Source organism: Mesorhizobium sp. RCAM 05099, from assembly GCF_059683685.1.
The window spans coordinates 4844767-4859814 of the sequence record NZ_CM185035.1 but is presented as its reverse complement, the minus strand read 5'-3'; the positions used below and the strand labels follow the sequence as shown (position 1 = coordinate 4859814).

Genomic DNA, 15048 nt, shown 5'->3' with positions numbered 1-15048 from the left:
CCATGCGCCACATCATGGCAAAGAGCCTCGCCCCCACCAACGACGTGCGCGACTATCTGGCGGCGCAGGAGAAGAAGTCGCTGCTGCGCTTCCTGACCTGCGGTTCCGTCGATGATGGCAAGTCGACGCTGATCGGTCGCCTGCTGTCGGACACCAAGCAGATTTTCGAGGACCAGCTCGCCGCGCTCGAACGCGATTCGCGCAAGCATGGCACCACCGGCGACGACATCGATTTCGCGCTGCTGGTCGACGGCCTCGAGGCCGAGCGCGAGCAAGGCATCACCATCGACGTCGCCTACCGCTTCTTCGCCACGCCGAAGCGCAAGTTCATCGTTGCTGACACGCCCGGCCACGAACAATACACCCGCAACATGGCGACCGGTGCCTCGACCGCCGACCTGGCGATCGTGCTTATCGATGCGCGGCAGGGGGTGCTGCGCCAGACCAGGCGCCATTCGATCATCGCCTCACTGCTCGGCATCCGCCACATCGTGCTGGCCGTCAACAAGATCGATCTCGTCGGGTTCGACCAGGCGATCTTCGACCGGATCGTTGAAGATTACGGGCAGTTTTCGCGCGATCTCGGCTTCCAGACCATCGCGCCGATCCCGATGTCGGCGCGCTATGGCGACAACGTCACCAGCCGATCGGACAAGACTGAATGGTATTCCGGCCCGACGCTGATCGAGCATCTTGAAACCGTGTCGGTCGACGAAGCCGCGGTCGAGCTGCCGTTCCGTTTCCCGGTCCAGTACGTCAATCGTCCCAATCTCGATTTCCGCGGTTTTGCCGGCACGATCGCCTCCGGCTCGGTTGCGCCCGGCGACGAGGTTGTTGTCGCCAAGTCCGGAAAATCCTCGCGCGTCAAGCGGATCGTCTCGTATGGCGGCGACCTCGCCCAGGCGGCGGCCGGCCAGGCCGTCACGCTCGTCCTTGACGACGAGGTCGAGATTTCACGCGGCAACATGCTGGTTTCGCCGGCCGCTCGGCCGCAGGTCGCCGACCAGTTCGCCGCCAACATCGTCTGGTTCGACGAGCATGCGCTGCTGCCAGGCCGTTCCTACATCCTGCGCACCGAGACAGATCAGACCAGCGCCACCGTCACCGACCTGAAATACCGGATCAACGTCAACGACTTTGCCCATGAGGCGGCCAAGTCGCTCGAAATGAACGAAGTCGGCATCTGCAACATCTCGACGCGGACGCCGATCGCCTTCGACTCATTTGCTGAAAACCGCACGACCGGCGCCTTCATCCTGATTGACCGCATCAGCAACGCCACGGTCGGTGCCGGCATGATCCTGCACTCGCTGCGCCGGGCCGAGAACATCCACTGGCAGTCGCTCGATGTCGGCAAGCGCGTGCGTGCCGACATGAAGAACCAGCGGCCCGCCGTTTTCTGGTTCACCGGACTGTCGGGCTCCGGCAAGTCGACCATCGCCAACCTGTTCGAAAAGAAGCTGTTCGCCTCTGGCCGCCATACCTATATCCTCGACGGTGATAATGTCCGTCACGGTCTTAATCGCGATCTTGGTTTCACCGACGCCGATCGCGTCGAGAATATTCGGCGCGTCGCCGAGGTGGCGCGCCTGATGGCCGATGCCGGGCTGATCGTCATTGTTTCGTTCATCTCGCCGTTCAGCGCCGAGCGGCGCATGGCGCGCGAATTGATGACCGATGGTGAATTCGTCGAGGTGTTTGTCGATACTCCCTTCGAGGAATGCGCCAGGCGTGACCCGAAGGGGCTCTATGCGCGTGCGCTGAATGGCGAGATCAAGAATTTCACCGGTGTGGATTCCCCTTACGAGGCGCCGGAAAAACCGGAAATCCATCTGAAGACGCTCGGCAAATCGGCCGAAGAGATGGTAGATACCCTGGAACACTGGCTGAACGAGCGCGACATTGCCGAAGACCAATACGACAGCGGCGGCGGGATCTGACGACGGGCTGATGCTCGAAATCTTCGAGCGACTGGCTCTGGCGGCCGGACGCGAGGTGATGCGCGTGTTCCGCGAAGGCTATGCGGTCGACCGTAAATCCGATTCCTCGCCGGTGACCGAGGCGGACCGGGAGAGCGAGAAGATCATTCTCGCCGGGCTGCGCACCGCATTTCCCAACATTCCGTGCGTGGCCGAGGAAGAAGCGTCCGCCGGCGTCGTGCCACCTCACCTGGACGGGGCCTTCTTTCTGATCGACCCGCTCGACGGCACCAAGGAATTCGTCAACCGTCGCACCGATTTCACCGTCAACATAGCCCTGGTTCGCCATGGCGTGCCGGAAGTCGGCGTCGTCTTTGCGCCTTGCACTGGCCGCTTCTTTTCCGGCCGGCCGGGCAGGGCGGAGTCGCTGGAAATCAATGGCGATTACCAGATCGTCGGCCGCCGGCCGATCTCGGTGAGAACGGCCGCAGCGCCGCTGGCCGTCGTTGCCAGCCGCTCGCATAACACACCGGAAACCGAGGCCTACATTCGCGACCTCGGTGCCGCCGAGATCGTCTCGGTCGGTTCGTCCTTGAAATTCTGTCTTCTCGCCAGCGCCGAGGCGGACGTCTATCCGCGCTTCGGCCGTACCATGGAATGGGACACGGCGGCGGGCGACGCCGTGCTGCGCGCTGCCGGCGGCATGACGCGCACGCTGGACGGTCAGCCCCTGGTCTATGGCAAGCGCAGGCAAAGCGATGACGAGGACTTCGCCAATCCGCATTTCATCGCCAGCGGCAGGGCAGGGGTCAGCCCCGCCTGAGACCGGTCGACGGGCTACTCGGCTGCGGCCTGCGCTGAATTCGAGCCGATATAGTTGCGGATCGTCTCGATGATGCGGTCCTGGTCGGTTTCGCTCAAATAGGCATGCATCGGCAGGCAGAGGATCCGCTTCGGCAGTTCCTCCGAGACGGCAAGACCGGTCGGCGTGCGTGGGTAGTCGCGATAGGCGACTTGGGCATGCAGCGGCTTGACGTAGTAGATGACCGACGGAATGCCCTTTTCGCCGAGATGCGCCTTCAGCCCGTCGCGCTTGGGCGTCTCGATCGCGTATTGCGCCCACGCCGAACGGCTGCCGCCGAGGTTCCGGGCGGCGGTGACGATATCGCCAAGCCCTTCGGCGTAGCGGTTTGCCACCATCTGCCGGGCAACCATCTCGTCTTCGAGAATGGCCAGCTTCTCGATCAGGATCGCCGCCTGCAGCGTGTCGAGCCGGGAATTGATGCCGACGCGGACATTGTCATATTGCGTTTCGCCCTTGCCGTGGAAGGCAAAGGAACGCAGTTGCTCGGCCAACGCATCGTCATTGGTGAACATCGCGCCGCCATCGCCGTAGCAGCCAAGCGGTTTTGCCGGGTAGAAGCTGGTTGAGCCGACGGCGCCGAACGAGCCGCACATCTTGCCGTCGACCGAGCCGCCCATCGACTGGGCGGCATCCTCGATCACCATCAGATTCTCTCGATTGGCAATCGCCATGATCGCGTCGTAGTCGGCGGCGAGGCCGAACAGGTCGACCGGAATGATCGCCTTCGGCTTCAGTCGGCCTTCTTTCTTGATCATGGCGATGGCAGCCTCGAGGCTGGCAATGTCGATATTGTAGGTCGCCGGATCGACGTCGACAAAAACCGGTTCTGCCTTGGCCAACGCCACCACTTCGGCGGTCGCGGCGAAAGTGAAGCTCGGCACGAACACCGCGTCGCCCGGACCGACGCCAGCTGCAAACAGAGGCAACAAAAGCGCATCCGTGCCGTTGGCGCAGGCCACGACATGCTTGGTGCCGATATAGGCGGCAAGCTTGTTTTCGAATTCGGTGACCTGCGGCCCGAGGATATAGCGGCCCTCTTCGATGACGCGGTCGATCGCGGCCTTCAGCCGATCGCGGATTCGTTCGCGCTGGGCGCCAAGATCGATGAACTGCATGTCGGCCTCAAAACGGTTTAGCCAGAGATAATGGCCCGCTGATACCAGAGTTGCGCCTGTCGAGAAAGCCGGACTGGCAAAGCCGCGAATTGCGCAAGTGTCGCAGTCTGTTACCGGTAATTTCCTGCGTGTCTTCGTGAGGTGCCGGAAATCCGGCCTTCGTCGGGCGCGATCTCGCCTTTATAGTCCCTGGGACACGCCCTGCGAAACATAAAGTGATCGACTGGCTTAATCTATCTTGGGCACGTCGCTCAGGCGATCTCGTGACGCCAGGGCGGATTGGCGCCGGCCCGCGACACAGTCACCGCCGCCGCCTTGGCGCCAAGCGCCAGCGCCGCTTGGATGGCATCTTTCGACAGGCCGGCGATCGCCGCCTTCGTCAGCAGGCCCTGCTCATGCAAGGAGGCGAGGATGCCGGCGTTGAACGTGTCGCCGGCGCCGACCGTGTCGACCACTTCGACTTTGTCCGGCATCACGGTGACAGCATGATCCCTGGTGTAGCCGACGGCGCCTTCGCTGCCATGGGTGACGACGATCAGCTTCGGGCCGCGGTCGAGCCAATTGCGGACGACGTCCTCGTGCGAACCGGCTTCGCCGAACCAGTCCAGGTCCTCGTCCGACAGTTTCACGATGTCGGCCATCGCCATCATGGCCCGGATGCGCCTGAGGTGTTTTGCCTTGTCGGGGATGAAGTTAGGCCGGATGTTGGGGTCGAGCATCATGACGCGCCGGCCATGCTCGCGCCGCATGAACTCCTCATAGGCAGCACCGGCGGGCTCGGAGATCAGGCTGATGGCGCCGAACAGCATGGCTTCGATCTCGTCGCCGAGTTCCGGCAGGTCGTCGATGGTCAGCATGCGTCCGGCTGTGTTCTCGTCGTAGAATGTGTAGGTCGCCTGGCCGTTGTTCAGCCGCACGAAGGCAAGCGTGGTCGGCTTGGGCGAGGTGTGCGCATAGGTGGAGCTGACCTTGCTGGCCCCAAGCGCATCCCGCAGCTGGCCGCCGAACAGATCCGACGACAGGCCCGAAAAGAAACCTGCCGGCGCGCCCAGCCGGCCGAGCGCTATCGCGGTGTTGAAGACCGCGCCACCGACATAGGGGGCAAAGGCCGGCTCACCCTCTGTCGTTGTACGCGGCAGCATGTCGATCAAGGCTTCGCCGCAGCAGAGGATCATGATTTCCTGGTCTCCGGCGGATAGATCACGCCCTTGCGGATGATGATGTTGGCGTAGAGCCGCGGCTCGCTTGTCGCGACGATGGCAAACGCCGATTTGACCCGTGCATAGAAGTCGGCGCCGGCCAGCGCAACCACCTTGCGGCCCGGCGCGCGTTTGGCGCAGATCGCCTCAATCTCACGGTGGACAGGATCGGCGAGCGAAGGATCGCCTTTCACCGACGCACGAAACAGGGCTTCCGGCACGGCGTCGTCCACCGGCAGGATGCTCAATATAGCGTCGAGCACCGGGATGAGGTGGTGACCGTCGGCCCGCACCAGCCGGGTTGCCTGGTGTTCTGCCGGATAATTTCCATCGACCAGGGCGATCTCATCGCCATGGCCCATGGCGCGCAGTGTCGCCAAAAGGTCCGGACCGAGCAGCGCCGGGATTCCGATCAGCATTCAGGCACTCCTGGAAATCGTCGTCGAACCGATCAGGAAGCGTTCGGAAAGCGGCAGGCTGGCGCCACCGAGCGCGCGGGCATGGATGCCGACGGTTCCCTCGCGAACGGCGGGAAGTTTCAAGCCTTCAGCGTCGATCATGGCGATGGCGGCGATGATGGCGTCAACCAGCCGGCGGCGCACGGCTTTCGGCATCCAGCCATCGATCACCGCCGCCTCGAAATCGATGACCGAGGATGCCGCGACGATGGCATAGGCAAGCGCCTGCGAAGCGCTGGCGATCCACTCGTCGAGCTCGGGACCGATCTCGCCCCAGTCTTCCGGCGATGTCCACAGATGCGAGGCCTCGACGCCACGCGCATTGAGCGCCTTTTCCAGCATGGCGATGGATGCCACGTCGATCAGCTGCGTCGGCTTGCCGTCCGGCCCGGGCACCGGCATGGAGCCGAGCGCGCCGGCATTGCCGGTCGGGCCGCCGAACAGCCGGCCATTCAGCACGATGCCGCCGCCGGCAAAGGCGCCGATGTAGAAATAAACGAAGTCACGCGCCGCGCCGGCCTGGCCGAAGACGAGCTCGGCGCCGCAGGCCGAAGTGGCATCGTTCTGCAGGTAGACCGGAAAATCGCATTGCGCCTGGATGTCGGCACGAATATCGCGGTGACGCCATTCGTCCATGACGTCGCGCGGCGCGCCGGCCGTGTCGGCCCAGTTCCACAATTCGAACGGCATGGCGATCCCCAGGCCGGCGATGCGCTTGTCCTGCGCTGGCGTCAGCTCGCCGCGCATTTGCCGCATGCCGTTGGTGACGAATTCCACTGTCTCGCGTGGCGCCGGATAGCGGTACGAATGCTGCAGCATCGAACGGACATGGCCAAGGAAATCGATCAGCACGAGTTCAGCGCTGCGGCGGCCGATCTTCAGGCCGATGAAATAGGCGCCATCGGGATTGAGCGCCATGGGGATGGAGGGTTGGCCGATCTTGCCGCGCAACGGCGCCTGACGAACGAGAAGGCTTTCCTCCTCCAGTTCACGCATGATGACCGAGACCGTCTGCGCGGAAAGCCCGGTCATGCGCGCGATGTCGGACTTCGCCAGGCTGCCGTGCTGCCGCACCAGCGAGAGCACCAGCCGCTCGTTGTGGTCGCGCATGCCGCTCTGGTTGGTGCCGCGGTGAATAAGGCTCTCATTCGCTTCGGGCGAACCGTGCCTGGAAATGGCGGTCTCCACCCTGTTCCTCCCGTCGTTTCCCCTCAATGCTTTTGGGCCAGAATGAGTGAACGAAGCAAGGCTGTCAATAATAAATAAGAGTGATTTAATTATTGACAGAGGCGTCCGTCTGGTGTCTGTTGGGACAGCGTCCACGCTGGGAGAAGTTCGTTGGATGCGCTGCAGATGCCGGTTGGCCGGCGTCCAGAATGGTTCCACTGGGAGGAAAATCGTGACCAATACAAAACTGTTGAAATCGACCGTGTTTGCCGCCGCTGCCCTGGGTCTGATGGCGTTTGCGTCGTCCGCATCCGCGGCCGGTGTTGGCGCCTGCCTGATCACCAAGACCGACACCAACCCCTTCTTCGTCAAGATGAAGGAAGGCGCCACGGCGAAAGCCAAGGAACTCGGCGTCGACCTCAAGACCTACGCCGGCAAGATCGACGGCGACAGCGAGAGCCAGGTGGCGGCGATCGAAAGCTGCATCGCCGACGGCGCCAAGGGTATCCTGATCACCGCATCCGACACCAAGGGCATCGTGCCTACGGTGAAGAAGGCACGTGATGCCGGTCTGCTGGTGATCGCGCTCGACACGCCGCTCGATCCGATCGACGCGGCCGATGCGACCTTCGCCACCGACAATCTTGAAGCCGGCAAGCTGATCGGCGCCTGGGCCGCCGCCACGCTCGGCGACAAGGCCAAGGACGCCAAGATCGGCTTCCTCGACCTGACCCCCTCGCAGCCGACCGTGGACGTGCTGCGCGACCAGGGCTTTATGATGGGCTACGGCATCGATGTGAAGGATCCCAACAAGATCGGCGACGAGAACGATCCGCGCATCGTCGGCCACGACGTCACCAACGGCAACGAGGAAGGCGGCCGCAAGGCGATGGAGAACCTTCTGCAGAAGGACAACACCATCAACGTCATCCACACCATCAACGAGCCAGCCGCTGTCGGCGCCTACCAGGCGCTCAAGGCCGTCGGCCTCGAAAAGCAGGTGCTGATCGTCTCGGTCGACGGCGGTTGCCCCGGCGTGAAGTCGGTTACGGAAGGCGTGATCGGCGCCACGTCGCAGCAATACCCGCTGCAGATGGCGGCCCTCGGCATCGAGGCGATCGCTGCTTTCGCCAAGGATGGAACCAAGCCGAAGCCGACCGAAGGCAAGAACTTCTTCGATACCGGCGTCAACCTGGTGACCGACAAACCGGCCAATGGCGTGAAGTCCATCGACACCAAGGAAGGCCTCGCCAAGTGCTGGGGCTGATGCCGGTCTGACCGGCAACTATAAAACCGAAGCGGTCGGGGCTTGATCCCCGGCCGCTTCGGGTGGACGATGGGTCGCGTGACCGCGAACAATCCCGGCGACAGACCGGAAAGGCGTGGACGGGCGTCGGCGTGTGGCTGACACCCCTACGGGGAGGAAACATGGCTCAAGCTCAGGAATTCGAGAAAGTTCTCTCGAGCAGCGACACAAGTGTTGCCGCTTTTGACGAGCACAAATCGGCCGTCAAGCGCATCCAGCATTTCCTGCATTCAACGCCAGCCGCAGTGCCGCTGATCGTGCTGCTTCTGGCGATCATTGTCTTCGGCATCACGATCGGAGGGCGGTTCTTTTCGTCCTACACGCTGACGCTGATCCTGCAGCAGATCGCCATCGTCGGCATCCTCGGAGCCGCGCAGACGCTGGTCATCCTGACCGCTGGCATCGACCTGTCGATTGGCGTGATCATGGTGATTTCGGCCGTGATCATGGGCAATTGCGCGGTCAGCTACGGTCTGCCAAGCGTACTGGCCGTGGCGATCGGGCTTGCCGCTGGCGCGGCCTGCGGGCTGCTCAACGGGGTGCTGGTCGCCTACATGAAGCTGCCACCCTTCATCGTGACGCTCGGCACTGGAACATCGTCATGGCCACGAACTTCATCTATTCGGCCAATGAGACGATCCGCGACACCGACGTCGATACCCAGGCGCCCCTGCTGCATCTGTTCGCCCTGAGCTTCAAGATCGGCACGGCGGTGCTGACGCTCGGGGTCATTGCCACGGTCGTGCTCGTTTTGATCCTGTGGTACGTGCTCAATCACACGGCATGGGGCCGCCATGTCTACGCCGTTGGCGATGATCAGGAGGCGGCGAAGCTGTCGGGCATCCAGACCAAGAAAGTGTTGATGACGGTCTATACCCTTGCCGGGCTGATCGCTGCTTTCGCCGCCTGGGTCTCCATCGGCCGCAACGGCTCGATTTCGCCGTCAGCCGCCGTCACCGACTACAATCTGCAGGCGATCACCGCGACGGTGATTGGTGGTATTTCCCTGTTCGGCGGGCGCGGCTCGATCCTGGGCACGCTGTTTGGCGCGATGATCGTCGGCGTCGTCTCCATGGGTCTCAACATGCTGGGCGCCGATCCGCAATGGAAAGTGCTGCTCACCGGTGTGCTGATCATCGGCGCCGTGGCGATCGACCAATGGATCAGAAAGGTTTCCGCATGACCCAGGAACCCATCCTTACCGCGCGCGGTCTGGTCAAGCGCTATGGCCGCGTCACCGCTCTCGACAATGCCGACTTCGACCTTTATCCGGGCGAGATCCTTGCCGTCATAGGCGACAATGGCGCCGGCAAGTCATCGCTCATCAAGGCGATTTCCGGCGCGGCCGTGCCTGACGAAGGCGAGATCCGGCTCGAAGGCAAACCCGTCGCCTTCAGATCGCCGATGGAGGCCCGCGAAGCCGGCATTGAGACGGTCTACCAGAACCTCGCACTGTCGCCGGCGCTGTCAATCGCAGACAACATGTTCCTTGGTCGCGAGATCCGCAAACCGGGTTTTCTGGGCGACTGGCTTCGCATGCTCGACCGTCCGGCGATGGAGAAGCGCGCCCGCGACAAGCTTACCGAGCTGGGCCTGATGACCATCCAGAACATCAGCCAGGCGGTGGAAACGCTGTCGGGCGGCCAGCGCCAGGGCGTGGCGGTGGCGCGCGCCGCTGCCTTCGGCAGCCGTGTGGTGATCATGGACGAACCGACTGCCGCCCTTGGCGTCAAGGAAAGCCGCCGCGTGCTTGAACTGATCCTCGACGTCAAGAAGCGCGGCCTGCCGATCGTGCTCATCTCGCACAACATGCCGCATGTCTTCGAAGTGGCCGACCGCATTCACATCCACCGGCTGGGTCGTCGTCTCTGCGTCATCGATCCCAAGCAATATACGATGTCCGATGCCGTTGCCTTCATGACCGGAGCCAAGGTACCACCGGAGGCGGCACTGGCCGCCTGACGGCCAAATTGCCGCAGGGGCGCTTGGCTCCGTCGTTGCCTAAATCGATTGAACATACTGAAGGATGCGCTAGCATGGGCTGGGAGGATTGTTGAAAGCCGGTATGATCGTGGCAACAGCACGAGAGGTAGCATGACGCGCGCGATGACATCCGAAGCCCTCCCGCCACTACTCGAAAACCCCGATCCCAAGACGCTCGCCACGGAAGTCTTGATGGCCCTCAAATATCGGGTCGGCAAGGATACCACCGTCGCGACCCAGTACGACTGGCTCACCGCCTCGATCAAGGTCGTTCGCGACCGCATCGTCGATCGCTGGATGCAGGCGACGAAAGAAGCCTACGACCAGCAGGAAAAGCGCGTCTACTATCTGTCGCTTGAGTTTCTCATCGGCCGTCTTATGCGCGACGCGTTCTCCAATCTCGGCCTGATGGACAATATGCGCGACGCGCTGTCGTCGCTCGGCGTCGATCTCGATCTGATTGCTGCACTTGAGCCGGATGCGGCACTCGGCAATGGCGGCCTCGGCCGGCTCGCCGCTTGCTTCATGGAAAGCATGGCGACCGTCAACATTCCCGCGCATGGCTACGGCATCCGCTATGCCAATGGCATGTTCCGCCAGGAGATTCACGACGGCTGGCAAGTTGAACTGCCCGAGACCTGGCTCGATCACGGCAATCCCTGGGAATTCGAACGGCGCGAACGGTCGTTCGAGGTTGGTTTCGGGGGGTCGGTGGAATCGATCACCTCGAAGGACGGCCGGCTCGAGCGCCATGTCTGGAAGCCGACCGAGCATGTCCTGGCGGTCGCTTATGATACGCCTGTCGTCGGTTGGCGGGCGAACCGGGTCAACACGCTGCGACTGTGGTCGGGCATGCCGGTCGATCCGATCCTGCTCGACAAGTTCAATGCCGGCGACCATATCGGCGCGCTTGCCGAGAGCAACAAGGCCGATGCCTTGTCGCGCGTCCTCTATCCCGCCGATTCCCACAAGGCCGGGCAGGAACTGCGGCTCAGGCAGGAGTACTTCTTCTCCACCGCCTCGCTGCAGGACATCCTGCAGCGCCACGTCAGCCAGTACGGCAATTTGCAGTCGCTGCCCGACAAGGCGGCGATCCACCTCAACGACACCCATCCGGCCATCGCGGTTCCCGAACTGATGCGCCTGCTTATGGATGTCCACGGCATGGACTTCGACCAGGCCTGGAGCATCACCAAGCGCACTTTCGGCTACACCAACCATACGCTGCTGCCCGAGGCGCTGGAAAGTTGGCCGGTGCCGCTTTTCGAGCGGCTGTTGCCGCGCCATATGCAGATCGTCTACGCCATCAACGCCGAAGTGCTTTTGGAGGCGCGTGCCTCCAACCAGTTTTCGGATGAGCAGATCAGCCGCATCTCGCTGATCCAGGAAAATGGCGACCGCCGGGTGCGCATGGGCAATCTGGCCTTTGTCGGTTCGCACTCGATCAACGGTGTTTCGGCTCTTCACACCGATCTGATGAAGGAGACGGTGTTCGCCGACCTGCACAAGCTCTATCCCGATCGCATCAACAACAAGACCAACGGCATCACGCCGCGGCGTTGGCTGATCCAGTGCAACCCCGGCCTGACGGCGCTCGCCCGCGAGGCGATCGGTGACCGCTTTCTCGACGACATCGACGCCATCAAGGATCTCGATGCCTTCGCCGGCGATGCCGCCTTTCGCGACAAGTTCGCCGCCGTCAAGCGCGCCAACAAGGCGCGCCTGGCCAATCTCGTCGCCGACCGGCTCGGCATCAAGGTCGATCCCTCGGCGCTGTTCGACATCCAGATCAAGCGCATCCATGAATACAAGCGCCAGCTTCTGAACATCCTCGAGGCGATCGCGCTGTACGACCAGATCCGCTCGCACCCCGAGCGCGACTGGATGCCGCGCGTGAAATTCTTCGGCGGCAAGGCGGCGCCCAGCTACCACAACGCCAAGCTGATCATCAAACTCGCCAACGATGTCGCCAGGGTCATCAACCGCGATCCGGCCGTTCGCGGTCTGTTGAAGGTGGTGTTCGTGCCGAACTACAACGTCAGCCTGGCGGAGATCATGATGCCGGCCGCGGATCTTTCCGAGCAGATCTCGACCGCCGGGATGGAAGCGTCCGGCACCGGCAACATGAAGTTCGCGCTGAATGGCGCGTTGACCATCGGCACGCTCGACGGCGCCAATGTCGAGATCAAGGAGTGCGTCGGCGACGACAACATCTTCATCTTCGGCCTGACCACCGCCGAGGTCGCAGAGCGGCGCAACAATGGCTACAATCCGCGCTCGGTCATCGAGGCTTCACCGGAACTGTCGCAGGCGCTTGCTGCCGTCTCGTCAGGCGTCTTCTCGCCGGATGATCCGGAACGTTACCGCGACCTCATCAACGGTCTCTACGAGAGCGACTGGTTCATGGTGGCGGCCGATTTCGATGCCTATGCCGCTGCACAACGCGAAGTCGATGCGGTCTGGCGCAACAGCCCGGACTGGTATGCCAAGGCGATCCGCAACGTCGCGCGCGTCGGCTGGTTCTCCTCCGATCGCACGATCCGCCAATATGCGAAAGAAATCTGGAACGTGCCTGTCTGATGTGATTGCATGAGGCCACGAACAATGTGGTCCGGTGCATGTCGCCCAAAAGTGTGTAGCGGTTTTGGGGCAACGACATGCACAAGAACAAAGAGATGCATGTCGCCCAAAAGTGTGTAGCGGTTTTGGGACAACGACATGCACAAGAACAAAGAGATGCATGTCGCCCAAAAGCGCGTAGCGGTTTTGGGGATGCACGAGAACAAGATTGGTGCCCGGGGAGGGACACTGCCTGATGAAGAAGCCGCGCGCGACCGCTGCGACAAGCGGGCCGGACGGACTGGCGCCAGCCGGCGATGTCGCGGCGATTGTTGCCGGCACGCACGGCGATCCCTTCGCGGTCCTTGGCGTCCATGAGGTCGGCAAGAGCCTGTTTGCCCGCTGCTTCGTTCCGCATGCGGAGACCGTCACCGCCTATACGCTGACCGGCACCATCGCAGGTGAACTTTCCCGGCGCGACGACCGTGGTTTCTTCGAAGGCAAGCTGTCGATCCGCAAGCGTCAGCCGCTGCGCTATCATGCCAGGAACGCCGGCGGCGACTGGTGGCTGACGGATCCCTATTCGTTCGGTCCGGTGCTCGGGCCGATGGACGACTACTACATCGCCGAAGGCTCGCATCTCAGGCTGTTCGACAAGCTCGGTGCGCATGTCATCGAGCACGAAGGCGCTTCGGGGGTGCATTTCGCCGTGTGGGCGCCCAATGCAAGGCGCGTCTCGGTGGTCGGCGACTTCAACGAATGGGACGGCCGCAGGCACTCGATGCGCGACCGTCGCGATACCGGCATCTGGGAGGTGTTCATTCCCGACATAGGCGCCGGCCGGCCTTACAAATACGAGATCATCGGCCCTGACGGCGTCAGGCTGCCGCTGAAGGCCGATCCGTTCGCCTTCAAGTCCGAACTGCGGCCGGCCACGGCATCGGTGACGGCGGTGCCTCCGTCGCATCCATGGGGCGACGAGGCGCATCGCAGTTACTGGCGCAACGCCGATCCTCGCCGCGAAGCCATCTCGATCTACGAGGTTCATGCCGGCTCCTGGCAGCTTCGCGACGACGGCACCTTCCTGTCGTGGGACGAACTGGCCGACCGATTGATCCCCTATGCGGTCGAGACCGGCTTCACCCACATCGAGTTCATGCCGATCTCCGAACATCCCTACGATCCGTCCTGGGGCTACCAGACCACCGGCCTCTACGCGCCATCGGCTCGCTTCGGCGACCCGGACGGCTTTGCCCGCTTCGTCGACGGCGCTCACCGCGCCGGCATCGGCGTCATTCTCGACTGGGTGCCGGCGCATTTCCCGGTCGACGAGCACGGCCTCGCCCATTTCGACGGCACCGCGCTCTATGAGCATGCCGATCCGCGCCAGGGTTTTCATCCCGACTGGAACACCGCGATATACAATTTCGGCCGTCGCGAGGTGGTGGCGTTCCTGGTCAACAACGCGCTGTTCTGGGCCGAGAAATATCATGTCGACGGTTTGCGCGTCGATGCGGTCGCCTCGATGCTCTACCTCGACTATTCGCGCAAGGCCGGCGAATGGATCCCCAACGAAAAGGGCGGCCGCGAAAACCTCGAGGCGGTCAGCTTCCTGCAGAAGATGAACAAGGAGGTCTACGGTCACCATCCGGGCGTCATGACCATCGCCGAGGAATCGACCTCATGGCCGAAGGTCTCGGCACCTGTGCATGAGGGCGGGCTGGGCTTCGGCTTCAAATGGAACATGGGCTTCATGCATGACACGCTGGAGTATTTCTCCAAGGAGCCGATCTTCCGCAAGCACCACCACAACGATCTCACCTTCGGTCTGACCTACGCCTTCTCGGAAAATTTCGTGCTGCCGCTGTCGCATGACGAGGTCGTGCACGGCAAAGGTACGCTGCTTGGCAAGATGGCCGGCGACGACTGGCAGAAATTCGCGACCTTGCGCGCCTATTACGGTTTCATGTGGGGTTACCCCGGCAAGAAGTTGCTGTTCATGGGGCAGGAGTTCGCGCAGCGCCGCGAATGGAGCGAGGCACGCGCGCTCGACTGGAACTTGCTTGATTTCCGCCCGCATCGCGGCGTCTGGCAGACGGTGCGCGATCTCAATTATCTCTACCGTTCGCGCCCGGCGCTGCATGGCCGCGATTGCGAACCGGAAGGGTTTTCCTGGTTGATCGTCGACGACAGTCAGAATTCGGTTTTTGCCTGGCTGCGCAGCGCACCGGGCGGCAGCCCGGTGGCCGTCATTTCCAACTTCACGCCGGTGCCGCGCGACAATTATCGCGTGCCATTGCCGACGGCCGGGAAATGGCGCGAAATCATCAACACCGACGCTTCGGAATATGGTGGTTCCGGCAAGGGCAATGGCGGCATGGTCGAGGCGCGGGCGGAGGGAGGAAGCATCTCTGCGACGATGCTTTTGCCACCGCTGTCGACGATCATGCTCGAGCTCGTTGCCGAGACTGAGTAAC

Annotated in this window: 10 protein-coding genes and 1 pseudogene; 7 read left to right on the top strand and 4 right to left on the bottom strand. The window is 62.6% G+C overall.

Translation table 11 applies throughout. The features are described from left to right. Nucleotides 1-2: 2 nt before the first annotated feature. Nucleotides 3-1940 (top strand): sulfate adenylyltransferase subunit CysN, encoded by a 1938-nt coding sequence (gene cysN / locus AC56QQ_RS24110; protein ID WP_497123636.1) that lies wholly within the window; start codon nt 3-5, stop codon nt 1938-1940. 10 nt (nt 1941-1950) lie between these two features. Next, complete coding sequence (gene cysQ, locus AC56QQ_RS24105; protein ID WP_497129105.1) at nt 1951-2742, top strand: 3'(2'),5'-bisphosphate nucleotidase CysQ; 792 nt, start codon at nt 1951-1953, stop codon at nt 2740-2742. A gap of 14 nt (nt 2743-2756) precedes the next feature. Here the strand turns inward: cysQ and AC56QQ_RS24100 are convergent, their stop codons facing one another. The 4 genes from AC56QQ_RS24100 to AC56QQ_RS24085 all read right to left on the bottom strand — a co-directional run bounded on the left by AC56QQ_RS24100 (nt 2757) and on the right by AC56QQ_RS24085 (nt 6744). After that, a complete protein-coding gene (locus AC56QQ_RS24100; protein ID WP_497123635.1) occupies nt 2757-3899 on the bottom strand; it encodes a DegT/DnrJ/EryC1/StrS family aminotransferase in 1143 nt (380 codons plus the stop codon). Between the two features lie 251 nt (nt 3900-4150). Further along, complete coding sequence (locus AC56QQ_RS24095; RefSeq protein WP_489860467.1) at nt 4151-5074, bottom strand: carbohydrate kinase family protein; 924 nt, start codon at nt 5072-5074, stop codon at nt 4151-4153. Continuing rightward, nucleotides 5071-5517, bottom strand: coding sequence for an RbsD/FucU family protein (locus AC56QQ_RS24090; RefSeq protein WP_489860468.1), 447 nt, complete (start codon nt 5515-5517; stop codon nt 5071-5073). The genes AC56QQ_RS24095 and AC56QQ_RS24090 overlap by 4 nt, the downstream gene beginning before the upstream one ends. Then, complete coding sequence (locus AC56QQ_RS24085) at nt 5518-6744, bottom strand: ROK family transcriptional regulator (protein WP_256749462.1); 1227 nt, start codon at nt 6742-6744, stop codon at nt 5518-5520. It lies immediately after the preceding gene. A 268-nt stretch (nt 6745-7012) separates the two neighbouring features. On the opposite strand from AC56QQ_RS24085, the gene AC56QQ_RS24080 reads away from it, so the two are divergent. The 5 genes and pseudogenes from AC56QQ_RS24080 to glgB all read left to right on the top strand — a co-directional run bounded on the left by AC56QQ_RS24080 (nt 7013) and on the right by glgB (nt 15047). Next, nucleotides 7013-7990 carry a sugar ABC transporter substrate-binding protein gene (locus AC56QQ_RS24080; RefSeq protein WP_489863671.1) on the top strand — a complete coding sequence of 326 codons (978 nt, stop codon included), beginning with the start codon at nt 7013-7015 and terminating at the stop codon, nt 7988-7990. A gap of 161 nt (nt 7991-8151) precedes the next feature. Then, nucleotides 8152-9212, top strand: a pseudogene (locus AC56QQ_RS24075) (ABC transporter permease). Then, nucleotides 9209-9991, top strand: coding sequence for an ATP-binding cassette domain-containing protein (locus AC56QQ_RS24070; RefSeq protein ID WP_091585956.1), 783 nt, complete (start codon nt 9209-9211; stop codon nt 9989-9991). The pseudogene AC56QQ_RS24075 and the gene AC56QQ_RS24070 overlap by 4 nt, the downstream one beginning before the upstream one ends. A gap of 132 nt (nt 9992-10123) precedes the next feature. Beyond that, a complete protein-coding gene (locus AC56QQ_RS24065; RefSeq protein WP_497123634.1) occupies nt 10124-12592 on the top strand; it encodes a glycogen/starch/alpha-glucan phosphorylase in 2469 nt (822 codons plus the stop codon). A gap of 235 nt (nt 12593-12827) precedes the next feature. After that, nucleotides 12828-15047 (top strand): 1,4-alpha-glucan branching protein GlgB, encoded by a 2220-nt coding sequence (gene glgB, locus AC56QQ_RS24060; RefSeq protein WP_497123633.1) that lies wholly within the window; start codon nt 12828-12830, stop codon nt 15045-15047. The last annotated feature ends 1 nt before the right edge of the window (nt 15048 follow it).